The following is a 26065-nucleotide window of genomic DNA, read 5'->3' as shown; positions in this document are numbered from 1 at the left end:
AAGGTTAGAAAAGGGGTTGTGATTATGAGATACGGAACGAAAAAAACACTTCCACACAGAGATACGACGAGAATGATAAATATTGGCGGTGTCGTGATCGGTGGCGGCAATCCGATTGCGATTCAGTCTATGACAAATACAGAGACATCTGATGTAGACGCAACCGTGGCGCAGATTCTGGAACTGGAGAAGGCAGGCTGTCAGATCATCCGTTCCACCGCGAATACCGAGGCGGCTGCAAAGGCATTTGATAAGATTAAAGAACAGATTCATATTCCAATCGTAGCAGACATTCATTTTGATTATCGGCTGGCGATACTTGCGATGGAATATGGTGCAGATAAGATTCGGATCAATCCGGGAAATATCGGCGGAGAAGAGAATCTGAAGAAGGTTGTAAAAGTAGCGAAAGAGCGGAATATTCCGATTCGTGTCGGTGTGAATTCCGGTTCCTTAGAGCGGAATCTGGTTGAAAAATATGGTGGCGTGACAGCGGAAGGTATCGTGGAGTCTGCACTTGACAAGGTACGGATGATCGAGGAATGTGATTACGATAATCTGGTAATCAGTATCAAGAGTTCCGATGTTATGATGTGTGTACATGCGCATGAATTGATTGCGGAACAGTCGAGTTATCCTCTGCATGTTGGAATTACAGAGGCTGGAACAGTCTATCGTGGCAATATCAAGTCTGCAGTAGGGCTTGGTATGATTTTAGGACAGGGAATTGGCGATACGATGCGTGTGTCTCTGACGGGAGATCCGGTTGAGGAGATTACATCGGCAAAGCTGATCCTGCGGACGTTAGGGTTGCGCAAGGATGGAATCGAGCTCGTGTCCTGTCCGACTTGTGGCAGAACAAAGATCGACCTGATCGGACTTGCGAATGATGTAGAGAAACTGATTGCCGGCTATGACCATCTGTCAATCAAGGTTGCTGTGATGGGCTGTGCGGTAAATGGACCTGGTGAGGCACGGGAAGCGGATCTTGGTATTGCAGGCGGCAATGGTGAGGGACTTCTGATGAGACACGGTGAGATCATTAAGAAAGTTCCACAGGAGAATCTGCTTGCAGCACTGAAGTACGAGCTGGATCACTGGGAAGAGGAGTAAAAACGTGGATAACAAAACATTTTGTAATGTATTTCCGGCTTTTAAGGGTGGAGCGGAACTTGACGCCCTTTTTTCGGATACGCAGGTGGAGAGTATCAAAACCTACGAGACAAAAAAACAGATGATTGTTACGCTGCAAAGTGACCACTTGATTCCATATCATATGATTACCCGTATGGAAGCATTGCTGACACAGTATGCATATCATATGGGTGGTGCAGGAAAGAAAATCCAGATATTTATGCGATATCAGCTATCGGAACAATATGATGTGAGACAGATTGCGGAGAATTATAAAGAAAGCCTGTTAGAGGAACTGCGCAGCATCAGCCGGATTGCATTTCGGTTGATGAGCCGGGCGGAGTGGTATTATAACGAGGATGTGATCAGCATTGCGGTCGAACATTCCTCGGTTGCAAAGGAACATGAAAAACTGATACGGGATTTTCTCGTGTCTTATTTTCGTGATCATTTTGGAAAAGAAATCGAAGTTGGATTCAGCTATTCCTTAGAGCAAAAAACGAAGCTGCGGCAGGCAAATGCGCTGCGCTTACAGCAGGAGCTCCGTACGATCGAGGAGAAAAATGCAGAATTACAGGCGGCAAAAGCTGCTTCGGATGCTTCGGAAAAAGAGAAGAATGCAGAAGATAAAAAGGCCGCCAAGGATGAAAATAAACAGGCAGAAGCAAAAACGGCTGCAAAGACAGATGCACCGAAGTCCCCACAGCCAGCCGCATCCAGTGCAAAACCAGCGGCTGCAGCAGCCAAATCCTATGGCGCAGGTGCCAGATCCGATCGCAAATTCTCAGGGAAAGGCGATTATGGAAGTTATCGCAAGCAGCAGTCACAGGACCCGGATGTGTTCTATGGCAGAAACTGTGAGGCGGATATTGTCAAGATTGAGGCACTCGAAGAAGGTACCGGTGAATGTTGTATCCATGGACAGGTAATTGCGTTGGAAGATCGCGAACTGCGAAGTGGAAAGTTTATTATCACAGGTGCGATTACCGATTTTACTGATACAATTATGTTCAAACTGTTTGTATCACCGGATGACCGGGGACCGTTGCTGGATGAATTGCAGAAGGGAAAATTCTATATCATAAAAGGTGTGCCAATGTATGACAGCTACAGTAAGGAAATCACCTTTTCATCCGTTGCCGGAATCAAACCGGCAAATGATTTTCGGGAGAAACGGATGGATAACGCGCTTGAAAAACGTGTCGAGCTGCATCTGCATACGATCATGAGCGAGATGGATAGTGTGGTTGGCATCGAAAAAGTTATTGCCCGCGCGAAGGAATGGGGCATGAAGGCGCTTGCAATCACCGATCATGGTGTTGTACAGGCATTCCCGATTGCAAACCACCAGCTCAAAAAAGGCGAGGACTTTAAAATCATCTATGGTGTAGAGGGCTATTTTGTCGATGATGTAAAAGGCTTGATCCAGAACGAAAAAGGACAGAAGATTGATTCGGAATATGTGGTATTTGATATAGAAACCACAGGCTTAAGCCCGACAAATAATCGTATCATTGAGATCGGTGCCGTGCGGATCAAGGATGGAAGGATACAGGATACATTCTCTGAATTTGTCAATCCGGAGGTGCCGATTCCGTATACGATCACGAAGCTTACATCCATCACGGATGCGATGGTGCAGAATGCACCGACGATCGAAGTGATCCTGCCGAAATTTTTAGAGTATATTGGCGATGCAAGTGTGGTTGCGCATAATGCTACCTTTGATACCGGATTTATACGGGAGAATGCAAAGCGGCTGGGACTGGTGTTTGACAGTACAATCGTGGATACGATGACACTGGCGCATATCCTGCTTCCTGAGCTTGGTAAGTATACACTGGATCGTCTGTGCAAGCAGTTTGGTGTTGTAAATGAGCATCACCATAGAGCTTGTGATGATGCGGCTGCTACAGCTGAGATCTTCGTCAAGATGATCAAGATGATCAAAGAAAAAGGTATTACAACGATCCATGAGTTAAACGAAGCGGGTGCTGCATCTCCGGATGCAATCCGGAAAGCAAAAACGTATCATGGTATCATATTGGCGGCAAATGAGGTTGGACGAGTGAATCTGTACCGTCTGATTTCTGAGTCGCATCTGACATATTTTAACCGGCGTCCACGTATGCCGAAGAGTCTGATCAACAAATACCGGGAAGGTCTGATCATTGGCTCCGCCTGTGAGGCGGGCGAGCTTTACCGTGCAGTATTGTACGGAGAGGGCGAGGATGAAATCACAAGACTTTGTAATTTCTATGATTACTATGAGATTCAGCCGGTTGGAAACAACATGTTCCTGCTTGATGATGAGAAAGCGCCGGTCAAGACCGTGGAAGATCTGCAGGATGTAAACCGGAAGATTTGTGACCTCGGGAAACAGTTTGGCAAGCCGGTCGTTGCAACGTGTGATGTGCATTTCCTCGATCCGGAGGATGAGATATATCGGCGGATCATGATGGCGGGAAAGGGATTCCATGATGCAGACCGTCAGCCACCGCTGTTTTTCCGTACAACGGATGAGATGCTTGCAGAGTTCCAGTATTTAGGCAGTGATCTTGCAAAAGAAGTCGTTATTACAAATACAAATAAAATCAATGATATGATTGAGCGTATCTCACCGGTACGGCCGGATAAATGTCCGCCGATCATTGATAATTCCGATGAGACGCTGACGACGATCTGTTATGACAAAGCACATGAGATTTACGGACCAAATCTGCCGGAGATCGTAGAGGCGAGACTGAAACGGGAACTGCATTCCATTATCTCAAACGGATTTGCGGTTATGTATATTATCGCGCAGAAGCTGGTGTGGAAATCAAATGGCGATGGATATCTGGTAGGCAGCCGAGGTTCGGTTGGTTCGTCCTTTGTTGCGACGATGGCAGGTATCACGGAAGTAAATCCACTTCCGGCACACTACATCTGTCCGAAGTGTTATTTTACAGATTTTGATTCGGATTTTGTGAAACAGTTCGAAGGACAGTCTGGTTGTGATATGCCTGACCGGAAATGCCCAAAGTGTGGCACGCTGATGACGAAGGAAGGACACGATATTCCGTTTGAGACATTCCTTGGTTTCTATGGCGATAAAGAGCCGGATATTGATTTGAATTTCTCTGGTGAGTATCAGCCCAAAGCACATGCTTATACAGAGGAACTTTTTGGAAAGGGAAAGGCATTCCGTGCGGGAACGATTGGTTCTCTGGCAGAGAAAACCGCATTTGGATATGTGTACAAATATTACGAAGAGCATGAGCAGGTAAAACGGCGTTGTGAGATGGAACGTATCGCTTTGGGACTGACAGGCGTGAAACGTACAACCGGACAGCATCCGGGTGGTATGATCGTGCTGCCAAAGCATGAGGAGATTTATTCGTTCACGCCGATCCAGCATCCGGCGAACGACACAACAACCGATATTATTACAACACATTTTGAGTACCATTCCATCGACCATAACCTGTTGAAACTTGATATTCTCGGTCATGATGATCCGACGATGATTCGTCGTCTGGAAGATCTGACCGGACTGGATGCGAAGACGATTCCGCTGGATGATAAAGATGTTATGTCTTTGTTCCATAATACGGAAGCACTTGGTATCAAACCGGAGGACATCGGCGGCACGAAGCTTGGTACACTTGGAATTCCGGAGTTTGGTACAGATTTTGCGATGCAGATGTTGATCGACGCTGCGCCGAAAGCATTTTCGGATCTGGTGCGTATCGCGGGACTTTCCCATGGTACGGATGTATGGCTTGGAAACGCACAGACACTGATTGCGGAGGGCGTCTGTGAACTTTCGTCCGCGATCTGTACACGAGATGATATTATGACGTATCTGATCTACCGGGGACTGGAACCGGGACTTGCATTTAACATCATGGAGAAGGTACGAAAAGGTATCGTTGCAAAAGGCAAATGTGACAAATGGGATGAGTGGAAAGAGGAGATGCGTAAGCATGATGTTCCAGAATGGTACATGGAGTCATGTGAGAAAATCAAGTACATGTTCCCGAAGGCACATGCGGTTGCCTATGTTATGATGGGCTGGCGTGTAGCATATTACAAGATTAAATATCCGCTTGCATATTACACGGCATTTTTCAGTATCCGTGCGTCGGCGTTTGACTATCAGCAGATGTGTCTTGGCAAGGAGGCACTGGAAGAAAATCTGGCTGCCTTGCAGAAGAAAGATAAGAATGATATGAGTGCGACCGAGAAGGATATGGTGCGTGATATGCGGCTGGTACAGGAGATGTATGCGAGAGGTATCGAGTTTATGCCAATCGATCTGTACCGTGCAAAGGCAGATCGTTTCCAGATCATAGATGGAAAGATCATGCCGAGCTTTGCATCCATTGCCGGCATGGGCTTAAAGGCGGCGCAACAGCTGGAGGAAGCAGCAAAAGGCGGCACATTTACATCAAAAGAGGATATCCGTATCCGTGGAAAGGTGTCAAAGACGATCCTCGATGTGATGGAAGAACTTGGAATCCTCGGCGATCTGCCAGAGACAAACCAGTATGATTTCTTTGGCATGCTGAAATAAAAGAGTTGCTATTTTAGGCTACATATATTAAAATAAAGCCAAATGTTTTTTAATGCAATAAAGAAGGACGTGAGAAAGTGAACAATCAAAATACTCAGGACATAGGAATTATCCATGAATCAAATATAGAGGTATCTGACATTTTAGAGCAGGTGTATGAGGCGTTATCTGAGAAAGGATACAACCCTGTAAGTCAGATCGTCGGTTATGTGATGAGTGGAGATCCAACCTACATTACAAGTTACAAAAATGCGAGAAGTCTGATCATGAAAGCAGAGCGGGATGAGATCATAGAGGTACTTCTTGAGAACTATATTGAGACACGGCTCAAGTAAGAAACACTGCGTGGTATTTCTGCTTGACAGAAGGAGCGGGACGATATGAGAATCCTTGGACTGGATTATGGCTCGAAGACAGTTGGCGTTGCATTGTCAGATGCAACTTGTTTGATTGCACAGCCACTCGAGACGATCGAGCGAAAACAAGAAAATAAACTGAGACAGACCTATGCAAGGATTGAGGCACTCGTGGTGGAGCACGACGTGGATAAAATCGTACTTGGACTTCCCAAGATGATGAACAATACGGAAGGACCAAGAGTTCAGGCAACGAGAGAATTTGCGGAGAATCTGGAACGCAGAACCGGATTGCCGATAATATTTGAGGATGAAAGGCTCACGACAGTGGAAGCAAACCGGATTTTAGAAGAGACGGGTGTGTGCGTGAGCGGAAGAAAAGAACACATTGACAAGATGGCGGCAGCTATCATATTGCAGAGTTATCTGGATCGAGAGGCACATAAAAGAGATGAGTGAGAAGATTACATTTGAAACAGAAGATGGAGATATCGAGTTGTATGTATTAGAACAGACAACGCTTTTTGGAGTGAATTACATTCTGGTGACAGATGACGAAGAAAGTGAGGATGGCAGTTTCTTTGTACTGAAAGAAGAACCGGACAGCGAAGGAGATGTCGTTTCTTACGCAGAAGTAGAAGACGAGAACGAATTGAAAGCAGTGATCAAGATCTTTGATGAGCTGTTGGAAGACATTGATTTGGAGGTTTAGTTTAGAATGAAACAGAATAATAAGTCGGTGAAGATCATTCCGCTTGGGGGATTAGAGCAGATCGGAATGAACATTACCGCGTTCGAGTATGAGGACAGTATTATTGTCGTAGACTGTGGACTTGCATTTCCGGAGGATGAGATGCTTGGTATCGACCTTGTCATCCCGGATGTCACATACTTAAAGGAAAATGCGGACAAGGTAAAGGGACTTGTAATCACGCACGGACATGAGGATCATATCGGTGCGATTCCGTATATAGAAAATGAAGTGAATATGCCGATTTACGCAACCAAGCTGACGATGGGACTGATCGAGCATAAGCTTCGTGAACATGGAAATATTAACAACGTCAGAAGAAAGATCGTAACACACGGACAGATGATCACACTTGGTGCGTTCCGTATCGAGTTCATCCGTACGACACATTCGATTGCGGATGCGGCTGCACTTGCGATCTATACACCAGCCGGTATCATCGTGCATACCGGAGATTTTAAGGTTGATTACACACCGGTCTTTGGTGAGGCAATTGACCTGCCACGATTTGGTGAACTTGGAAAGAAAGGTGTGCTTGCACTGATGGCGGATTCCACAAATGTGGAACGTTCAGGATACACTCCATCCGAGAAAACGATCGGAAAAGTATTTGACCATTTGTTTGATGACAACAAGGATCATCGAATCATCATTGCGACATTTGCATCAAATGTCGACCGTGTACAGCAGATTATCAATTCTGCGTACAAGTATGGCAGAAAGGTGGTTGTCGAGGGACGAAGCATGGTAAATGTCATTCAGACAGCTTCGGAGCTTGGCTATATTGATATACCGGACAATACGTTGATCGAGATCGATCAGATTAAGAACTATCCGGATGAGCAGGTGGTACTGATCACAACCGGAAGTCAGGGCGAGAATATGGCAGCGCTTTCGAGAATTGCGGCCAGCATTCACAAGCAGATCACGATCAAGCCGGGCGATGTAGTTATCTTCTCATCCAGCCCGATTCCGGGAAATGAGAAGGCAATCTTCAAGGTGATCAACGAGCTTGAAATGAAGGGCGCTCATGTAATCTTCCAGGATACCCATGTTTCCGGACATGCCTGTCAGGAAGAGATAAAACTGATGTATGCGCTTACAAAACCGAAATATGCGATGTCGGTACACGGCGAATACCGACATCTGAAGCGCCATGCAGAGCTTGCAGTAGAGATGGGAATTCCCAAGGAAAATGTCAAGATCTTATCCGCCGGCGATGTACTGTCGATAGGAGAAGATGTCTTTGACGTGACTGGAAAGGTACAGGCACAGGGAATTCTGGTCGACGGACTCGGTGTTGGCGATGTTGGAAACATTGTATTGCGTGATCGTCAGCAACTTTCCGAGAATGGCCTTTTGATCGTTGTCGTGACACTGGAGGCAGGAAGCAACCAGCAGGTTGCCGGACCGGATATTGTATCCCGTGGATTCGTTTATGTGCGTGAGGCAGAGAACCTGATGGATGAATGCCGCGAGGTGGTGCAGGAAGCATTGGATAACTGCTTAGACCGGGGAATTACAGATTGGGGCAAATTGAAGAATACGATTCGAGATGCGCTGAGTGATTTCCTCTGGAAGAAGATGAAGCGAAGCCCGATGATTCTGCCGATTATCACAGAGGTTTAATATGAGACAGGTTATTAACGAGAGCAAACAATTAAATGAACATATCCGGGCATCTGAGGAGTACCGCACTTACCTGCGGACAAAACAGGCGCTTCTTGAAAATGAGGAATTGAGCAGACATCTGCAGGAATTCCGTGCCAAGAATTACGAGCTTCAGAATCGGCAGGGCGTAAACCCTTACGATGAGATGATAGAACTGACAAGGGAATACGATGAACTGCTGCACAACTCTGTGGTAAGTGATTTTTTGCAGGCGGAACAGCAGATCTGTAAGCTGCTGCAGCGGGTGTTTGATTCCATAGCAGAAGGATTGGAGTTTGATTACATCAATGAGTGAAAATGTGAAAAAAACAACAAATGGAATAGCAAAGAAAAAAACAAGCAGGAAAAATGTGCGTAAAAAAGAGGAGAATCTGCGAAAAGGTTTAAAGAATTCTTCTGGGTTTATGTTCAGTTTATTTGTCAATATACTGATCGTATTTTTGATCGTAAAGCTGTTTACATATTCTTTTAATTTTGCTTATGGCGTATTTGGCAATGTTGCATACCATCCGGGAAGCCAGCAGTATATCGTGGTCGATATTCCAGCAGATTCCTCGATCATGGAGATTGGAAGTGCTTTGCAGGATGCGGAGATTATTGAAGATAAGTACGTCTTTTATGCCAAGGTAAAGGTAAAGGGCTATGGAAATAAGATCACAAGTGGAAAATATCATTTGTCAGCCAGCATGACCTATGATGAGATATTGCAGATTATCTGTAATATAGATACAAGCAGTGACGAGGAAAACGAATAAGTATGAATGAGTTTGCGAGAATTACATCCTTTGTCCGTTCGATGGCAAAGGAGGATGCCGGGGCGTTGGGAGAATTATATCGGGATGCTGTAAAGCGCGGTGTTCCGGTGATCCGGCCAGAGGCAAGAGAATTATTAAAGACACAGTTACTATTGAAAAAGCCGAAGCGTGTTCTGGAGATCGGAACAGCCGTCGGCTATTCTTCTATCTACATGACAGGATTTCTGTCAGAGGATGCGCAGATCACAACGCTGGAATTGAGCGAGGAACGGACTGCGGAAGCAAGAACAAATATCAAACAGCTTGGAAAAGAGACGCAGATTCAGGTGATCTGTGGAGATGCGGCAGAGACGTTGAAGGAGCTTCCAGATGATACTTATGAGTTTGCGTTTGTCGATGCAGCAAAGGCACAGTATATTTATTATCTGCCAGATGTGCTGCGCGTGTTAAAACCGGGCGGTGTGATCGTATCGGACAACATCCTGCAGGAAGGGGAAGTATTAGAATCCCATTTTCTGGTGGAAAAGCGGAACCGCACGATCCATGACCGGATGCGGGAATATCTGTATGTGCTCACACATGATGATCGGTTGGAGACAGCCATTCTGCCAGTTGGGGATGGTATGGCAATCTCAATCGTGCAGGAATAACAGGAAAATGAAAGAGGATCGAAGATGGATAAGTTACAGAAACCAGAATTATTGATACCTGCCGGAAGTCTGGAAGTATTAAAGGTGGCAGTTGATTATGGCGCAGATGCAGTCTATATCGGTGGCAAGAATTATGGACTTCGTGCGAAGGCTGGGAATTTCACAATCGAAGAGATGCATGAAGCAGCAGACTATGTGCATGCGCATGGAGCGAAGCTGTATGTGACGGTAAATATATTTGCACACAATGAGGATATCGATGGAATCAAGGCGTATTTCCATGAATTGAAAGAGACTGGACTTGAAGAGAAAATAGATGCATTTATCATTTCAGATCCGGGTATTTTCACATTGGCGAAGGAAATCCTGCCGGGCATTGAGATTCATGTCAGTACACAGGCGAACAATACGAATTACTTGATCTACGATTTCTGGAGAAAACAGGGCGCGACGCGTGTGGTAGCGGCGCGGGAACTTTCATTAAAGGAAATCAAAACGATCCGGGAACATATTCCGGCAGATATGGAGATCGAGGCATTTATGCATGGAGCGATGTGTATATCTTATTCCGGAAGATGCCTGCTCAGCAGTTATTTTACAGGCAGAGATGCAAATCAGGGAGCCTGCACGCATCCATGCCGTTGGAAATATGCGGTTGTGGAGGAGAAGCGACCGGGCGAATATCTTCCAGTGGAAGAAGATGACAGAGGCACGTATATCTTTAATTCCAAGGACCTCTGCATGATTGAGCATATCCCGGATATGATTGACGCAGGAATCAACTCTTTCAAGGTAGAAGGACGTATGAAGACAGCACTGTATGTAGCAGTTGTTACCCGGACATACCGGGAGGCAATTGATGATTACTATACATCGAAGGAATTGTATGAGAGCAAGATGGAACATTACCGTGAGGAAATCGCAGCATGCACATTCCGTCAGTTTACAACTGGTTTTTATTATGGAAAACCAAACGAGGAGACACAGATTTACGACTGTAACACCTATGTGAAGAACCGTGTCTACCTTGGTACAGTTGAAGAAGTGACAGCGGCAGGAGAACTGGTTATCCACCAGAAGAATAAATTCTGCGTGGGTGATGCAATCGAGGTTATGGCGTTTGACGGCGAGAATGTGGACGTAGAGGTTCTTGCAATTCATGACGAACACGGCACAGAGATGGAATCTGCACCGCATCCAAAACAGTTACTCTGTGTGAAGGTTTCAAATTCAGAGAAAATCAGAAAAGGTATGATTATACGCACAAGGCACTGCGCAGCTTAAGCAGTGCCTTTTTCTCTATCCGTGAGACATAGGAGCGCGAGATATGGAGTAGGTTTGAAATCTCTTTCTGCGTAAGCTCCTGATTGTCATATAAACCGTAACGGAGCGCGATTACCTGCTGCTCGCGGTCATCTAATATTTCGGTAAACAAGTCATTGATATTTCTGAGACTTTCGGACGTGATAACATTCAAAAGCACATTTTCTTCGTCGATTCGGATGACATCCATCAAACTGATCTCATTTCCCTCCCGGTCGGTGCCGATTGGTTCGTACAGGGAAATCTCACGCGCTTCCTTGCGTTCCTGACGAAGCCGCATCAAAAGTTCATTTTCGATACAGCGACTGGCGTAGGTGACAAGCTTTGAACCTTTGTCGGTATCATATGTATTGATCGCTTTGATCAGGCCGATCGTGCCGATGGAAATCAGATCCTCGGTGGAGCGGTTTCCAGTCTGATATTTCTTGACGATATGCGCGACGAGACGCAGATTGTATTCTACAAGGATATTGCGCGCGGATAGATCGCCCGCCTTTGCTTTTTGCAGATAATGCGATTCCTCTTCGGGAGAGAGCGGGTGATGAAAAGTCTGCATGGCTGCCTCGCTATCCCTCTTTGTATATACTATGACGAATGATGGAAAATAGTGCTTTTCCAAGATGGAAAAAGATGGTATGATGATTCTAATGGTTTGGGAAGGAGAGGGTTATGTTTCACTTAAAACATGATGTGCAGATACATCTAAAAAAGGAAAAGGAAGTTTTTCAATTCGTTCGGTTGTTTTTGTTTACATTTATATTATCGGCTGTGCTGATGGGGCTGCCTGACTATATTTGGAATATGCATTTATATAGAATATCGTTAATAGTAGTTCCGTGGCTGATAGCAGTCCCATCTATTGTTTATTGTATTAAACAAAGAGTTCAATTAGTTAATAAAAAATGGATTTTTGATTTTGGGATTGGTGTAGTAATTGGAGTAGCACTTTCTTGTTTGTGGCTTGTGATTGCAAATCAAATGGGAATAACAGTGGGAAGATTTTATACCAATAATATGTGGACAATAGTCTTCTTTTTTATATATTACGTTTTTTCGGTTGGACCTGCAGAAGAACTCATTTATAGAGTGGCATTTAAAGAAAGCTTGGAAAGTGTAACAGATAAGGCAAAATGGATAGCTCCGATTTTAGCAAACGTTTTATTTGGACTATCACACTTATTTCAACATAATATATCAAACGCGGTATTTGCGTTTTGCGTCGGGGCTATATACACGCTATTATACAATAAATGGAATAAGTGCAATTATATTATGGTAGCAGCGATTCATGGAATGTATGACTTTGCTATATGCTTTATTCCGTATATGCTGGATAAGGTGTAGGCTTGGATAAATGAAAATCTTGAAGAACCATAATGTTATGTAAAATAAACGACTTAGACAGATTTAAACAGATATCAAAAAATTGCTTTTTTTTTCAAATAGGCTATGCTATAATTGTACATACTATAAAATTTATGAGAGGGTATTGCTATGCGAATAACTGGAGGAAGAAAAAAGATTCGTATAGGTGATTTGCTTGTTGAAGCGGGGGCTATTACGGAAGAAGAGCTTCAGGAGGCACTTGCCTATCAGAAGGAAAATGGTGGTCGTATCGGTAATGTAATCATGGAACTTGGCTTTATTAGCCAGGAACTTTTGATTACAGTATTGACGACACAGATGGGAATTGATTACATTGAGCTGAAAGCCTGCAAACTGGATGAAGATTTGTTGAAACAGGTACCGGAAAACCTGGTCAACAAATATAAGGCAATCCCGATTGGATATGATGAGAATAATCCGAATATCCTGCGAGTGGCAATGGTAGATCCAATGGATTTAAATGCTATCGATGATATCGGTATTGCGACAAATACACAGGTAGAACCATTGCTTGCCATGGAAGATGATGTCATGGAGGCAATTGGTAAATATTATGGTAATGCACAGGCAATGGAGGCTGCTGAGCAGTACCGTAAGGAGATGCAGGAGAACGGCGTCAATGATGCGGATGAAGAGGCGCTGAATGAAGATATCGAGAACTCGCCAATCGTACTTCTGGTAAAGCAGATTATCGAGAGCGGTGTCAGACAGAGAGCTTCCGATATACATATCGAACCGCTGGAGAGTAGCGTTCGAGTTCGTTACCGTATTGATGGTGCGTTGAAGCATGTTATGACCTACGATATTGGACTTCTGGCAGGTATCAGTGCCCGTATCAAGATCATCGGCGGTATGGATATCGCAGAGAAACGTAAACCACAGGATGGTCGTATCACAATTATGGTTGACCGGAGAGAGTACGATGTCCGTGTATCTATCCTTCCAACTGTATATGGTGAGAAAACCGTTATGAGACTTACTTCCAAGGACGGTCTGACGAAACCGAAGAGCGCGCTTGGATTTGGACCAAAGGAATTGAAGGTGTTTGACGGCATCCTGAGTAACCCACATGGAATCATCCTTGTAACAGGACCAACCGGTTCCGGTAAATCAACTACACTGTATACATCATTGAGTGAGTTAAATACCGAAGATGTAAATATTATCACGGTAGAAGATCCTGTCGAGGCAAATATCGACGGTATCAATCAGGTTCAGGTAAATGTAAAAGCAGAGATGACTTTCGCGGCAGCCCTTCGATCTATCCTCCGTCAGGATCCGGATATTATTATGATCGGAGAGATTCGAGACAGTGAGACTGCACAGATTGCTGTTCAGGCGGCTATCACCGGACATTTGGTAGTATCCACACTGCATACAAACTCAGCCGCATCTACGGTTACACGTATCATCGATATGGGTATTGAGCCTTATGTAGCGGGCGATGCGTTGGTGGGTGTTATCGCACAGCGACTTGTTCGTAGACTTTGTAGCTCTTGCAAACAGGCAAGATTAGCAGAACCGGAAGAAAAGAAAATTCTTGGTGTCAAACCAGAGGATATGGATGATGATGTCATCATCTATGAGCCGGTTGGTTGTCCACTTTGTGGAGATACTGGTTATGCAGGGCGAATCGGTGTGTATGAGATGATGCCGGTATCGAAAGCACTGCAGGCAGTTATCTCCAAGGGTGCTACGGCGGATGTCATTGAAAAGCAGGCGTTGTCAGAAGGCATGCTTACTTTGAAGATGGGTGCAGCACAACATGTATTGAACGGTATTACGTCGATTAGTGAGATGAAGAAGATTACATATGAGACGGGTGATGAATATTAAAACTATAATATAAAAGAGGGAGAGAAAAGAACATGATAGACATGAAAGAACTTCTGGCATTCGCCGTAGAACAGAATGCATCCGATATCCATATTGCGGTAGGTATCCCGCCGAAACTTCGTATCAACGGTCGGTTGACAGAGGTAGAACTTCCGGCAATGACACCGGCAGATGCAGCAGAAGCAATTGGTTCGACGATGCATGATCGTCATAAGCAGATCTTAAAGGAACGAGGAGAGGTCGATTTTTCCTTCGCATCTCCAGAAACTGGTCGATTCCGTGTAAACGTATTTATGGATCGTGGAAATATGGCGGCTGCTTACAGAAAGGTCGATACCATTATTCCTAGACCGGATCAGTTAGGAATTCCAGAAGCAGTTGTACAGTTGTATAAGAAGAAAAGAGGCTTGGTGCTTGTAACAGGACCAACCGGTTCCGGTAAGTCGACAACGCTTGCTTCTATTATCAATAAAGCAAATGAAAACCTGACCGATCACATCATTACACTGGAAGATCCAATCGAGTATATCCACAAACATAAAAAATCAGTTGTAAACCAGCGAGAAGTTGGTATGGATACACTCTCTTATGCAAATGCACTTCGTGCAGCCCTCCGTGAGGATCCGGATATCATCCTCGTAGGAGAGATGCGTGACCTTGAGACAATCTCTACAGCGATTACGGCTGCTGAGACTGGACACCTGGTATTCTCCACACTGCATACAATTGGTGCGGCATCTACGATCGACCGTATCATCGACGTGTTCCCAACACATCAGCAGCAGCAGACACGTATCCAGTTAGCGATGATTCTGGAAGGGGTTATCTCACAGGCACTGATTCCGACAGCAGATGGGCATGGACGAGTGGCAGCGTTCGAGGTTATGCTTGCCAGCCCGGCAATCCGAAGCTTGATTCGTGAGCAGAAGAACCATCAGATCCAGTCTACGATTCAGACAAGCCGTGCACAGGGTATGATTACACTGGATGATTATATCTTGGATTTGTATAAGAGTGGAACGATCACCAGAGATATGGCACTTGTGTATGCACAGGATCAGGTTGCAATGAAGAAACAGATGTAACATTTGTGCAAGTTTCACAAAATTAAATTATTTTATTGAACTTTATTGCAAAAAACTATCAAATAGAGTAGTATCAGTATATAAATTGTTCATAAAATGTTCATTTTTTAGAAAAATAAGAGGTCGGAGGAGTTAAAATGGCACAATACAATTACAAAGCCATGGACAAAAACGGCAAGGCGAAAAAAGGCTCGATAGAGGCGATTAACCTTGACAAGGCAAAAGAAAAGCTGAAGTCCGAAGGACTGATTGTCCAGGATATAAAAGAACAGGGCGCCGGAAAAAAGGGAGGCGGCAAGAAAGTCAAAGATAAAGATTTGGCAGTGTTCTGTAAGCAGTTCTCGGCAGTTCTGAATGCAGGTGTTACGATTATCAGTGCGTTGGAAATGATGTCAGAACAGCTGGAAAACAAAACTTTGAAACGCGCATTACAGGAAGCTCAGTCGTATGTGCAAAAGGGTGGTACACTGGCGGATGCATTCAAATTGAATCCAAAGGTATTCCCGCCGATTATGATCAACATGACAGCGGCTGGTGAGATGTCCGGTAATCTGGAAATCTGTTTTGATCGTCTGACAACACACTTTGAGACAGCAAATGCACTGCATTCAAAGGTGAAAGGTGCAGTTACATATCCAATCGTTATCTTGATTGTCGTTGCAGCGGTTGTAGCAGTGTTACTGGTTGGCGTTATCCCACAGTTTTCACAGATGTTTGACGATTTGGGATCAGAACTTCCGGCGGCTACACAGATGCTTGTAAACTTAAGTAACTTCTTGCAGCATAAGTGGTATATCTTGGTGATTATTGTTGCAGCGATCGTATTTGGCTTGAAAGCATTTGGCAAGACAGAACCTGGATCATTGATGTATGCAAAGATTGGCATTAAATTCCCATTGTTTGGTAATCTGACGATTAAGTCAGCCGCAGCAACATTCTCTCGTACGATGGCAACTTTGATGGCTTCTGGTATCAGTTTGATCGATGCAGTGGAGCAGGTCGCAAAGATGATCAATAACCGGATCATTCGGGAAGCACTTTTGGATGCGAAGACACAGATTGCAAAAGGTGTTCCGCTTTCCAAACCACTTCGCGATTGTGGAATCTTCCCACCGATGCTTCCTCAGATGACAAAGATCGGTGAGGAAACTGGTAATATCGAAGATATGATGGACAAGGTTGCAGATTACTACGAGATGGAAGTAAATGATGCAACAGATGCACTTACAGCAGCAATGGAACCACTCATCATCGTAATCATGGGTGTTGTTGTCGGCGGTATCGTAATGGCTATCTACAGTCCAATGCTTAGCATGTACGACGCAATTGATAGTTATTAAAGTGAAATTGGATACAAACCGTTGGGCGAGGACTTCGGTTTTATCATAGAAAAAACTATATAAAGAAAAGGAGAGTAAATTTATGAAGAAAACAAACAACAAAGGTTTCTCACTCGTAGAGTTGATTATCGTTATTGCTATCATGGCAATCCTTGCTGGTGCAATCGCTCCTGCATTGATTCGTTACATTGATAAGTCAAGAAAGTCTAACGATGTTAGCTCATGTAAGACAATTAAGACAGCAGTTGAGACTGCACTTGGTAATGAGGATGTATATGCATTCTTGACAAACTGCGGTGATGATGATGCTGATTTTACACTCATCACATTTAACCCGGGAGAATCTACATCAACAGCAACAATGACTAATGATGCAATGACAATTTCAGGTTGTGAAGAGCCAACTACAGGGGTTAGTGTTGCAGATGTTGGAACTCTTGCATTGACAGAAATTGGTACAAACATTGGTGAGAAGATTCCAAAGCTTAAGTACACAAAGGCTAACAAAGATGATAGCGCAGCAGCATGTGTAGTTAAGCCGGAGAAGTTCTATGCAGCAATCACTGCAAAGGGTACAGTATATGTAATGATCGGTTCCGATACAGCTCCTACAGCTACACCATCTGGAGCAAAGGTTGCTGAGTATGATTCTGCATACATCATCAGCCCAGAGTGCTGTGCAGCATATCAGTAAAATATGTGATTAAATCACAAAAACAGATTCCACTCGAATGATCGGGTGGAATCTGTTAAAAATGAGACGGAAAGGTTAGGACGATGTTAGTAACAATAGTATTTAGCATTTTTTTTGCGTTATATGGAATTGTAATCGGTAGTTTTGTCAATGTTTTAATTTTAAGACTTCCGATAAAAGAAAGCATAACCTTAAAACGGTCTCATTGTATGACATGTGGGCATACCTTATCCTGGTATGAACTCATACCTTTATTTAGTTATTTATTTTTAGGTGGAAAGTGCAGGCATTGTAAGGCACATATTTCAGTACAGTACCCGATTGTGGAGGCTGCAAATGGAATCATATATGTGGTTGTCTTCCTCGCAAAAGGAATCACATTGGAAACGTTCCTTTATTGCCTGTGTGCTTCTGCCTTACTAGCGTTAAGCGTCATAGATTGGCGTACACAGGAAATCCCCTTGGGATTCAATATTTTTATACTAATTTTGGGACTGGTTAGACTCTTTACAGATATAAGTAATTGGAGTCAGTATGTAATCGGTTTGTTTGCTGTCAGCGTTTTTTTACTTCTCATTAATCTTGTTACAAAGGGGAGAGGCATAGGACACGGTGACATAAAGCTTATGGCGGCAACCGGCTTACTGATGGGCTGGAAACTAATTACGGTAGCATTTATCATGGCGTGTATCATCGGAACGGTGGTACATCTCATACGAATGGCTGTTAAGAAAGCTGGCAGAAAGCTGGCTTTTGGCCCATATTTATCTATGGGTATATTTATAGCAATGATATGGGGTGAACAGCTCGTGAGCTGGTACCTATAAGTATATGGACGAAAGTCCTACATATAAAATCACTGATTAGCGAGGGAGGCTATAACGAATGGCAAAAAGCAATAAAGTGTTATCGATTGATATCACAAACGAAAGTATTACAATTATTGAGCTGACTGCTTCAGCAAAAAAGCAGACGATGATTCATAATATCATCATTTTTGAAACACCAGAAGATTCCTATGAAGATGGTGTATTAAAGGAGCCAGAGAAGATTGCAGAGGCAATTACACAGCAGTTGATGGCTCGCGGTATTAATAATAAGAATGCGATCTTCGTTCTTTCATCGACAAAGATTGTAAACAGAGAGGTTATGATACCGTTTGTTCCAGAGAAAAAGATCAGAGGAATTATCAATTCAAACTCATCCGAGTATTTCCCTGTAAATATAGAAGATTATGTTGTTTCTCATTCTGTGCTTGAGACAGTAACAGATGAAGAGAATAACAAGCAGCTTCGCGTACTTGCGGTTGCAGCACCGGAGCATATGGTAAAGTCTTATTATGACTTAGGTCAGATGGCTGGATTGAATGTCGTTGCACTGGATTATATCGGTAATGCAATGCTCCAGCTTATTAAAACACAGACAAATCAGAACACAACAACCATGGTTATCCAGTTAGGTAGCGAGAGTACAGTATTGAATATTGTACAGGGCGATAACCTGCTGTTACAGAGAACGGTTCCATATGGTACAAACTCTGTTGTAAATGTAGTCATGGATGACAAGGGCGTTGATGCAACAACCGCTATGACATTGCTCCAGAACGATCGCTTGATCACTGTAGATTTTGATGATAACGAAGTAACTGGTGCATTCCGTTATTTGATTAACAACATTGGACGTGTTATGGACTTCTATGCATCAAAGAACCCGGACAAGCCAATTGAGGATGTATTCCTGACTGGTGATGGTGCGTTGATTCGCGGTATTGACGGACTTTTTAAAGTACAGTTGAATGTCAGCACACGAATTATGGATACATTGTACAATATCAAGTTTGATCCAAGTATCGACTTGAAAGTATACAATCCGGTATATCTTGTTACTCCAATCGGAGCAGCGTTTGCTCCAATGGGATTTGAACTTGCAGATGTAGCAGCATCCGCAACAAAGGCAGACGGAAGTCTGGCTCCGTTTATTGCATTGATCGCAGTTGCTGCAATTGGTGCAGCTGGCATGGCGTTCTATTCTATTAATAAGAAGAATACTGTGACTGAAAAACGAGATCAGTTAGAGTCAGATATTGCAAGAATCAGTGATATTGAAGATATTATCGATGCATATGATGCAGCTGAAGCAAAGTATACAGACATGGAGTCTATGTACTATACAACATACCAGTTGAACGAAAATGCAAGACAGTTTATCTCAGAATTAGAGAGTAAGATTCCTACAAGTATAGTCGTATCATCATTCTCATCTGATAACAACGGTGTATCAATGCCATGTGTATCAACAAGCTATGATGCAATTGCAGATTTTATTATGCAGCTGAAGACAATTGATTGTGTAGACAATGCGTATGTAGCAAGCATTTCAAAGAAGGATACAGATGGAGAAATCACATATGAATTTACTGTCACAGTCAACTATGTACCGATGATGGAAAACCCTGAAGCTTCAACTGATGATGCCGGGGATACTGAAACGACAGAAGCAGAAGCTGAGTAAGGGAGGGAGCAGAGTATGAAATTAAGCAAAAGTAATATTAAAATTATTTTATTTATCGTGGCAGTTGCAATTTTAGGCCTTACATATCTGTATGTATTTAAGGATAATATGAGCACTGCAGATTCAATTCAGTCAGAGGTAGACACATTACAGGCTCGCTATGATGAATTAAATGCAAAACAGAAAGATCGTGACATGTATGAGGAAAAGACTGCTGAATATGAAAAGCTTTTTGCTGACAGACTGGCATATTTCCCTGCAACATTGGATCAGGAAATTTCTGTTATGTTCATCAAAGGTGTTGAAAAGGATGAGGGGAATTTACAGTTTGGTGTAAACTCTGTTGGCCTTGGACAGCCTGAGACATTCTACAGTTTAAGTGCAGCAGCAAGTGCGTCTAATGATACAAGCGATACAGAAGAAGCAACGGATGAAGATACAACGACTGTTGGATCTGGTGATTATCAGTGTATGTCAGCAGCATTTCCTATTACATATACAGGATCATATGAAGGCTTGAAGGATTTCATTGATTATATTATGGGATATAAGTACAGAATGAATATTTCTTCTTTCAACATTGCATATAATTCACAGGATGATGTATATTCAGGAAGCATTTCTTTGAATGCATATTGTATAACAGGTGGTGGACGTGAAGCAGATAGTGTGGATGTAGATGTACCAGAAGGTGTATCTAATATCTTCCTTGGAGGTCCTGGTGCAGCATCTGTACAGACTTCCAGCCATGATGCAGGTCAGGGTGAAGATATCGCGAGTGATCATGATATCCTGATTGGTTTGAACAATGCAAATGGAGACAGCTCAGATGGTATTATTGTAAGTGCAGGAAGCAACAAGGTAAGCTCAACAGCAAACGATGTTGAGAAGGTTACACTTACAATTACAGATGAGGATGGTAAGAATATGGTCGAGGTTGCAATGGGCAGCGATTCTTACTCATTTGAGCTGACAGATAAGGATTTAACAATTTATGTTGAGTCATCTGCTCGTGTAGATAATGATGACAAGAATGGAATTACATTGAGTGTAAGCAACTCAACAGATGTTCCGGTTTATGTGAAGGTTGCAGACGATGACAAGAGCGCTCCTAGATTTGCCTTAGGCAGCAAGACAGGTACTGTTAAGGTATACTAAGAGAGGGTGAGGATTTATGGCAAAAACAAATAATAAAGGTTTCACTTTGATTGAAATCGTCATAGCTGTTGCCATATTGTCAGTCCTTTTAACTCCGATTTTAAAACAATTTGCCAATACCCTGGAGACAAGCCGGAAGGCAAAAGCTCTCCAGGAGGTAAATGAGATGGCTGGTAGTGAGATGGAGGAATTCCAGACGGTTTCAAGAGAAGACCTGAATGATCGATATGGAGATCCTACGATACATGCAGATCTTTCAGTTACCATGTATGATACATCGGCAAATGAAATCGCAACGGATCTTACATATTCTGCATATGAATATCAGTTACCGGAAAGCGAGATTGGAGCTAAGAGAGATAAGTATTCAAATGTTGTAGTACTCGATGACTTGTCAAATAAAGTACGTGCGTATGGTGGAGAGAGTGCACCAAAACATTATAAAGTTGCATATAATCTGACAAGCACAGAATTGGCAGCCTTTGGCGAAGGGTTTGAACTCACCAATGAAGGTTCGATTGTAAAGTATAATGATGAAGGTTATGTATCAGCAGTTGTATGTACAGATACCAATTCCGATGGATCGGCAGTAAGTTATGTACAAAATCCGAATGATGTAAATCTGGGTAATATGCATGACCTTGATAAGAATACGGTTGCGCTTATATTGGGTGGTACATCCAGCTTTGACTCAGAAGCATTTTCGGCGTTGTTCTCCAAGGCAATGGATCATCTTCGTGAATTGGATTATGAATCATGGCAGCAGGCATTGCTGAATGTTGATAATGAGTCAATATTGTCGCAGGATAGTATGAACAATTCAAAGAGATTAATCAAGATATATACGGATAAGGCAACAGATGCTTCAACAGGAAAAGATTACTATATTGTAAAAGCCGATGTATATTATGATTATACATATAGCTTGATTGTTGATGGTGCTGCGACGAGTTCCTATCATGATATGGTAAGTTATACAGTTTTCAGTCAGAAATTCTATACAAAGCAGGCACCGGAAATTTATTTTGAATACCAGCCGTATTGTATTTCTGGCGCAAATACTGAGAATGCGGTATATCAGAGTGATGATTATATCTTATTTGATAACAATGTAGATGAGAGCAAACTGTATCTCTATAAACCGTATAAGGATCAGCAGAATGCCAAGGCAAGCTTGGATGATTATTATACGATAGATTCAGATGGAGATGGAGTTCCTGATAAGAAAGCAGAATATTATACATACTATACTGATTCAACACAGACAAGAAAAGTTACGATACATCTTGCAAGTAAGAATAACAATACATCTGTAGAACTTGATAGCACTGGTAAGGCAACAAATCCAGATGGCTACAAACGTATATACATCTTTACAAATCTTGATACAAATGGTTATTATGATGGAGATAATGATTCTCAGTTCCAGTCAGATGCATTTTCAGGAGTGTTTGATTATGTAAAGGGAGAGAAAGAATCAAGAAGTTCCGTAGAAAATGAAGTGGATGCGGTTTATCTCAAATATGCATTGGGTAATTCTTATGTTACAAATACAGTATCTTCCGATGGAACAACAACGACTGGAGATATGAAGGTTCTGTATATGCTTAGTGAAGATACACGAGAATCAGAAAGATTATACACAGTTACAGTAAAATTAACACCGGACAAGGAGAGCTTGAATACAGTTCGGTTATCTGGAGCAAAGGGGGCTAATTAGTTGAAAAAATTCAAAAAACTGTTGAAAAAACTAAAAAGTAATGCCGGCTCCAGTATTGTAATGGTAGTCGTTTCTGTTGCGTTTATTGGAATTATTGTTGGAGCGTTGTTAGCAGCTGCAGTTCAGTCTTATCGGTTAAAACTACAGGAGCTGAATGACCGGGATAATTTCTATTATGTTGAGCAGGCGTTAAATGAAATTTATGCAGGTGTGGGTTCACAGACAGTGGAAGACTTGCAGGATGCATATGTTTATACGGTAGAGAATATGGTTGAGTATGATCTGATTAAGGGACGTTATGTGACGAAAACACAGGACGAGGCTCAGGAGATGTTCTCAAAAGAGTTCTACCGTCAGCTGCAGAATAATCCATTCTTTAAAGTAAGCTTGGATGATTTGGCAGTAAAGTTGACATCTTATATCACAAATGATTCGGTAAAATTGGATGCGAGCCGGATACAGGTTGTAGATTATGAAGATGAAAACAATAATAAGGTTGGTAAGATCATTAAGAATCTGAAGTTAAGCCGTACGCAGGAATACAATCGTTCATCTGCAAATGGTGTGTTTACACAGAGCATCACAACAGATATCGTAATTGGCAATCCTGATTTTGCAGTATTGTTCGATTCTATGAATGATACAGATCCTAACATTTTCAAGTATGCTTTAGTAGCGGATATGGGTGTTGAGGTTGATCAGCCAACAGTTCCGCTTACCATTGCTGGTAATGTATATGCTGCTTCTGATTATTATAATAAGCAGTATAACGAAAGCACATGGGATGAAGATGTAAGTGATGATAGTAAAAAGCTTACCACATCCGACACTTATGAGATTGAACAGGAAGATGGAGAAAATGTTAATATTGCAGAATTATATCAGCATGGCAGTGTAACATCAAAGAGTGCCAAGGGAGAGAAAACTTCAAGTACATATACCTATTATAATAATTATGCAACACAGAACAATCAAACGGAGGTTGCAGGAAGAAACGATTATTATGATGGTGCAACAATTAAGAGTAAATACTCAGGATTCTATGTAAATGGTTCTCAGGTATCTATTATGGCAGATACGGTTATTGTACCAGGTACAATGGCAGTTATGGATAAGGGATCTCTTTCTGTCTATGGTAAGAATGGAAGCCAGACAGCAGAATCTGAGGTATGGACAGACAATATTGTATTAGATGGTTATAGTACAGTTAAAGATAATACAGCAAAAGATGGTACTGTCACAACAACATACAAAGGCGCAGAGGCAATTATGAAAGCAAATATGTATGTAAAAGATGACACGGAAGTAAATGCTGCAGGATCTTCTTTCCAGTTAACTGGTAGCTATTTTGGCTATGGAGACAGCACAGAGAAAGATGATCGTAAGTTTACACCAGTTGTGGATGCCGCAAACTTCCAGATTGAAGTTACAGATGCAGCAGGTAATAAGAAAACAGAAAATCGCGGGCATTATAACAGTAGTGCTATTATCGTAAATGGTGAGCAGTCAACATTGAATTTGGCACAGGCAAAAACATTGTTCTTAGCAGGACGTACATACATTGAGCTTTCAAAGGATGTAAACAGCGTAGATGGAACGACAAGAGAAGATGATGCAGTTGTAAACACAGTGAAGGATACATATGCATATCATCCAACGGATTATAATCCGGAAATGCCAGATGCATTGCGGACAGATGATAATAAGACTACAACCATCCGCGATTATAAGATGGGTGAGAGTATTTCATTAAAGAGTAACCAGGAAGCTTATATTCCAGTAACCTATAATGGAATCCCTAAGCTTGCTAAGAATGACAAAGGGGAGTCGCTTGGATATTATCTGGCAGAACTTCCACCAGCATTAAAGGGCAGTGATTTGTTTGAAAAGTATTTCCCATCTTATCAGTTTGATGGTAAGGTACCATGTGTATTGCAGGAAATATCTGGTAAGAAGTATTATTATTATGATTTCCAGACTGCATACACTCAGACGGAACTGCTGTATCGTGCTAGAGTAATGGCAGGACAGATGACAAATGCAGAGTATAGTGCATGGTTAGATGAATTCCCGTCTGCACAGTATTTTGCTGCAGGCTTTATTGAAGATTATGATGCTGAATTGGAAATGCATAGAAAATATGTAGCAGCAACAAATAAGACCGGGCTTACAGATAGTGTAATTGCAGAATATTTGGTAGATATTGGCGATTATGAGGATTTTGATGCTGGAAATATTGTTCTTCCGGATGCAGATCTTGATCCAAATGTAAGTATTTATTCCAGCGGTGCAATTACAACGAAGAAAGATACAACATTTAGTATTGTCAGAGCAGACAATACAGATGCACTTACAAAGCTTTTGACTTCTGATAGTCTGAAGGACATGAATGAGGGAAATAGCTGGCTTGGTTCAGTAGATGCAAACGGAAAGGAATCAAAGTATACAGATGCATATCAGCTTTCCAATGATTTGGAAATGGAATATGACTATATGAAGTGGAATCTGGGACATTATAGTCAGGATCCTACATTAGATTCGGTTACACTTGCAAACAATGCAGTAGAGAAGCAGTATATTAAGGCGGTTGTCAATGATGAAGATCTTGGCGATGGAAGTATCACACCAATTAATAAGTTCCTGGATATGTCGAAGATAACAGAGAGCACAAACATTACACCTAATATTTCTGGTACAGATTCGGGCGCAAATGTTATGGATCTTGCATCTGGGTACTCTGTATGGATAAGTAATTCAGATGTAGTTGTCAAGGCAAAGAAGGAAGATAAAGGTGAGGTACGAGGCGTTGTAATCACAAAGGGAGATGTATACTTTGATACATCGGCTGAGAATGGTGTCACAGATTTTGAAGGTGTGATTATTGCCGGTGGTAAAGTATATGTTGCAGGAAATGTAAAAACAATTGCTTCTTCCGCTGAGATTTGTAGAGCAGTATTGCGTGAATGCTTACTGACTGGAGATGATAATTCAAAATTGATATTGAGTCTGTTCCGTGGATATGAGCCAAAGGAAGAGGATGCATCTTCCACAGACGCCTCCGAAGCAAAATCAATTGATATGATTGATTATACAGATGTTGTAAGCTTCGCAAACTGGATGAAGAATGTGGAATAGAG

At 42.5% G+C, this 26065-nt stretch carries 21 protein-coding genes; 20 read left to right on the top strand and 1 reads right to left on the bottom strand.

Translation table 11 applies throughout. The features are described 5' to 3' along the window. The first annotated feature begins 24 nt into the window (after positions 1–24). The 10 genes from ispG to AAAT93_RS12260 all read left to right on the top strand — a co-directional run bounded on the left by ispG (position 25) and on the right by AAAT93_RS12260 (position 11159). Positions 25–1113 (top strand): flavodoxin-dependent (E)-4-hydroxy-3-methylbut-2-enyl-diphosphate synthase, encoded by a 1089-nt coding sequence (gene ispG, locus AAAT93_RS12305; protein ID WP_227573273.1) that lies wholly within the window; start codon positions 25–27, stop codon positions 1111–1113. Between the two features lie 4 nt (positions 1114–1117). Continuing rightward, positions 1118–5692 carry a PolC-type DNA polymerase III gene (locus AAAT93_RS12300; protein WP_227573272.1) on the top strand — a complete coding sequence of 1525 codons (4575 nt, stop codon included), beginning with the start codon at positions 1118–1120 and terminating at the stop codon, positions 5690–5692. A gap of 77 nt (positions 5693–5769) precedes the next feature. Continuing rightward, positions 5770–6027: an IreB family regulatory phosphoprotein gene (locus tag AAAT93_RS12295; RefSeq protein ID WP_021985219.1), complete on the top strand. Its 258-nt coding sequence runs from the start codon at positions 5770–5772 to the stop codon at positions 6025–6027. A gap of 45 nt (positions 6028–6072) precedes the next feature. Next, on the top strand, positions 6073–6507 hold the full coding sequence (gene ruvX, locus AAAT93_RS12290) for a Holliday junction resolvase RuvX (RefSeq protein ID WP_021985218.1): 435 nt from the start codon (positions 6073–6075) through the stop codon (positions 6505–6507). Next, entirely contained in the window at positions 6500–6760 is a 261-nt protein-coding gene (locus tag AAAT93_RS12285; protein WP_021985217.1) for a DUF1292 domain-containing protein, read from the top strand. Before ruvX ends, AAAT93_RS12285 begins: the two co-directional genes overlap by 8 nt. A 6-nt stretch (positions 6761–6766) precedes the next feature. Beyond that, positions 6767–8428 (top strand): ribonuclease J, encoded by a 1662-nt coding sequence (locus tag AAAT93_RS12280; protein WP_227573271.1) that lies wholly within the window; start codon positions 6767–6769, stop codon positions 8426–8428. A 1-nt stretch (position 8429) separates the two neighbouring features. Beyond that, a complete protein-coding gene (locus AAAT93_RS12275; protein ID WP_021985215.1) occupies positions 8430–8765 on the top strand; it encodes a YlbF family regulator in 336 nt (111 codons plus the stop codon). Continuing rightward, the gene (locus AAAT93_RS12270) at positions 8758–9225 is read left to right on the top strand and encodes an endolytic transglycosylase MltG (protein WP_021985214.1); all 468 of its coding nucleotides are present in this window, start codon (positions 8758–8760) and stop codon (positions 9223–9225) included. The genes AAAT93_RS12275 and AAAT93_RS12270 overlap by 8 nt, the downstream gene beginning before the upstream one ends. 2 nt (positions 9226–9227) lie before the next feature. After that, entirely contained in the window at positions 9228–9875 is a 648-nt protein-coding gene (locus AAAT93_RS12265; RefSeq protein ID WP_227573270.1) for an O-methyltransferase, read from the top strand. Positions 9876–9899: 24 nt separating this feature from the next. After that, positions 9900–11159 carry a peptidase U32 family protein gene (locus AAAT93_RS12260; RefSeq protein ID WP_021985212.1) on the top strand — a complete coding sequence of 420 codons (1260 nt, stop codon included), beginning with the start codon at positions 9900–9902 and terminating at the stop codon, positions 11157–11159. On the opposite strand, the gene sigK is transcribed toward AAAT93_RS12260, so the two are convergent. Then, positions 11131–11754 carry an RNA polymerase sporulation sigma factor SigK gene (gene sigK / locus AAAT93_RS12255; RefSeq protein WP_021985211.1) on the bottom strand — a complete coding sequence of 208 codons (624 nt, stop codon included), beginning with the start codon at positions 11752–11754 and terminating at the stop codon, positions 11131–11133. The two genes, AAAT93_RS12260 and sigK, sit on opposite strands and share 29 nt — an antisense overlap. 113 nt (positions 11755–11867) lie before the next feature. Here sigK and AAAT93_RS12250 point away from each other — a divergent pair, with 113 nt between their 5' ends. The 10 genes from AAAT93_RS12250 to AAAT93_RS12205 all read left to right on the top strand — a co-directional run bounded on the left by AAAT93_RS12250 (position 11868) and on the right by AAAT93_RS12205 (position 26063). Next, a complete protein-coding gene (locus AAAT93_RS12250) occupies positions 11868–12542 on the top strand; it encodes a CPBP family intramembrane glutamic endopeptidase (protein ID WP_021985210.1) in 675 nt (224 codons plus the stop codon). A gap of 150 nt (positions 12543–12692) precedes the next feature. Continuing rightward, entirely contained in the window at positions 12693–14420 is a 1728-nt protein-coding gene (locus AAAT93_RS12245; protein ID WP_227573269.1) for a GspE/PulE family protein, read from the top strand. A 32-nt stretch (positions 14421–14452) separates the two neighbouring features. Continuing rightward, entirely contained in the window at positions 14453–15505 is a 1053-nt protein-coding gene (locus tag AAAT93_RS12240) for a type IV pilus twitching motility protein PilT (RefSeq protein ID WP_021985208.1), read from the top strand. A 137-nt stretch (positions 15506–15642) separates the two neighbouring features. Beyond that, complete coding sequence (locus tag AAAT93_RS12235) at positions 15643–16845, top strand: type II secretion system F family protein (RefSeq protein ID WP_227573268.1); 1203 nt, start codon at positions 15643–15645, stop codon at positions 16843–16845. A gap of 82 nt (positions 16846–16927) precedes the next feature. Further along, positions 16928–17539: a type II secretion system protein gene (locus AAAT93_RS12230; RefSeq protein WP_227573267.1), complete on the top strand. Its 612-nt coding sequence runs from the start codon at positions 16928–16930 to the stop codon at positions 17537–17539. An 83-nt stretch (positions 17540–17622) separates the two neighbouring features. After that, positions 17623–18366 (top strand): prepilin peptidase, encoded by a 744-nt coding sequence (locus tag AAAT93_RS12225; protein WP_021985205.1) that lies wholly within the window; start codon positions 17623–17625, stop codon positions 18364–18366. A gap of 58 nt (positions 18367–18424) precedes the next feature. After that, entirely contained in the window at positions 18425–20050 is a 1626-nt protein-coding gene (gene pilM / locus AAAT93_RS12220) for a type IV pilus assembly protein PilM (protein WP_021985204.1), read from the top strand. Positions 20051–20065: 15 nt separating this feature from the next. Beyond that, entirely contained in the window at positions 20066–21208 is a 1143-nt protein-coding gene (locus AAAT93_RS12215) for a hypothetical protein (protein ID WP_021985203.1), read from the top strand. Positions 21209–21224: 16 nt separating this feature from the next. Beyond that, positions 21225–22928 carry a type II secretion system protein gene (locus AAAT93_RS12210; RefSeq protein ID WP_021985202.1) on the top strand — a complete coding sequence of 568 codons (1704 nt, stop codon included), beginning with the start codon at positions 21225–21227 and terminating at the stop codon, positions 22926–22928. Next, positions 22929–26063, top strand: coding sequence for a hypothetical protein (locus tag AAAT93_RS12205; RefSeq protein WP_227573266.1), 3135 nt, complete (start codon positions 22929–22931; stop codon positions 26061–26063). It begins immediately after the preceding gene. The last annotated feature ends 2 nt before the right edge of the window (positions 26064–26065 follow it).

Source organism: Coprococcus hominis (ex Arizal et al. 2022) (assembly GCF_040094675.1).
Taxonomy (GTDB): Bacteria; Bacillota; Clostridia; order Lachnospirales; family Lachnospiraceae; genus Coprococcus_C; species Coprococcus_C hominis.
Note: the sequence above shows the minus strand (reverse complement) of the source record. Positions and strands in the feature narration are given on the sequence as shown.

What these genes read in the sequence shown, in the direction of transcription:
- ispG (WP_227573273.1), top strand. Translation starts at nt 25, where the DNA reads ATGAGATACGGAACGAAAAAAACACTTCCACACAGAGATACGACGAGA.
- ruvX (WP_021985218.1), top strand. Translation starts at nt 6,073, where the DNA reads ATGAGAATCCTTGGACTGGATTATGGCTCGAAGACAGTTGGCGTTGCA.
- AAAT93_RS12285 (WP_021985217.1), top strand. Translation starts at nt 6,500, where the DNA reads ATGAGTGAGAAGATTACATTTGAAACAGAAGATGGAGATATCGAGTTG.
- AAAT93_RS12280 (WP_227573271.1), top strand. Translation starts at nt 6,767, where the DNA reads ATGAAACAGAATAATAAGTCGGTGAAGATCATTCCGCTTGGGGGATTA.
- AAAT93_RS12275 (WP_021985215.1), top strand. Translation starts at nt 8,430, where the DNA reads ATGAGACAGGTTATTAACGAGAGCAAACAATTAAATGAACATATCCGG.
- AAAT93_RS12270 (WP_021985214.1), top strand. Translation starts at nt 8,758, where the DNA reads ATGAGTGAAAATGTGAAAAAAACAACAAATGGAATAGCAAAGAAAAAA.
- AAAT93_RS12265 (WP_227573270.1), top strand. Translation starts at nt 9,228, where the DNA reads ATGAATGAGTTTGCGAGAATTACATCCTTTGTCCGTTCGATGGCAAAG.
- AAAT93_RS12260 (WP_021985212.1), top strand. Translation starts at nt 9,900, where the DNA reads ATGGATAAGTTACAGAAACCAGAATTATTGATACCTGCCGGAAGTCTG.
- sigK (WP_021985211.1), bottom strand. Translation starts at nt 11,754, where the DNA reads ATGCAGACTTTTCATCACCCGCTCTCTCCCGAAGAGGAATCGCATTAT.
- AAAT93_RS12250 (WP_021985210.1), top strand. Translation starts at nt 11,868, where the DNA reads ATGTTTCACTTAAAACATGATGTGCAGATACATCTAAAAAAGGAAAAG.
- AAAT93_RS12245 (WP_227573269.1), top strand. Translation starts at nt 12,693, where the DNA reads ATGCGAATAACTGGAGGAAGAAAAAAGATTCGTATAGGTGATTTGCTT.
- AAAT93_RS12240 (WP_021985208.1), top strand. Translation starts at nt 14,453, where the DNA reads ATGATAGACATGAAAGAACTTCTGGCATTCGCCGTAGAACAGAATGCA.
- AAAT93_RS12235 (WP_227573268.1), top strand. Translation starts at nt 15,643, where the DNA reads ATGGCACAATACAATTACAAAGCCATGGACAAAAACGGCAAGGCGAAA.
- AAAT93_RS12230 (WP_227573267.1), top strand. Translation starts at nt 16,928, where the DNA reads ATGAAGAAAACAAACAACAAAGGTTTCTCACTCGTAGAGTTGATTATC.
- AAAT93_RS12225 (WP_021985205.1), top strand. Translation starts at nt 17,623, where the DNA reads ATGTTAGTAACAATAGTATTTAGCATTTTTTTTGCGTTATATGGAATT.
- pilM (WP_021985204.1), top strand. Translation starts at nt 18,425, where the DNA reads ATGGCAAAAAGCAATAAAGTGTTATCGATTGATATCACAAACGAAAGT.
- AAAT93_RS12215 (WP_021985203.1), top strand. Translation starts at nt 20,066, where the DNA reads ATGAAATTAAGCAAAAGTAATATTAAAATTATTTTATTTATCGTGGCA.
- AAAT93_RS12210 (WP_021985202.1), top strand. Translation starts at nt 21,225, where the DNA reads ATGGCAAAAACAAATAATAAAGGTTTCACTTTGATTGAAATCGTCATA.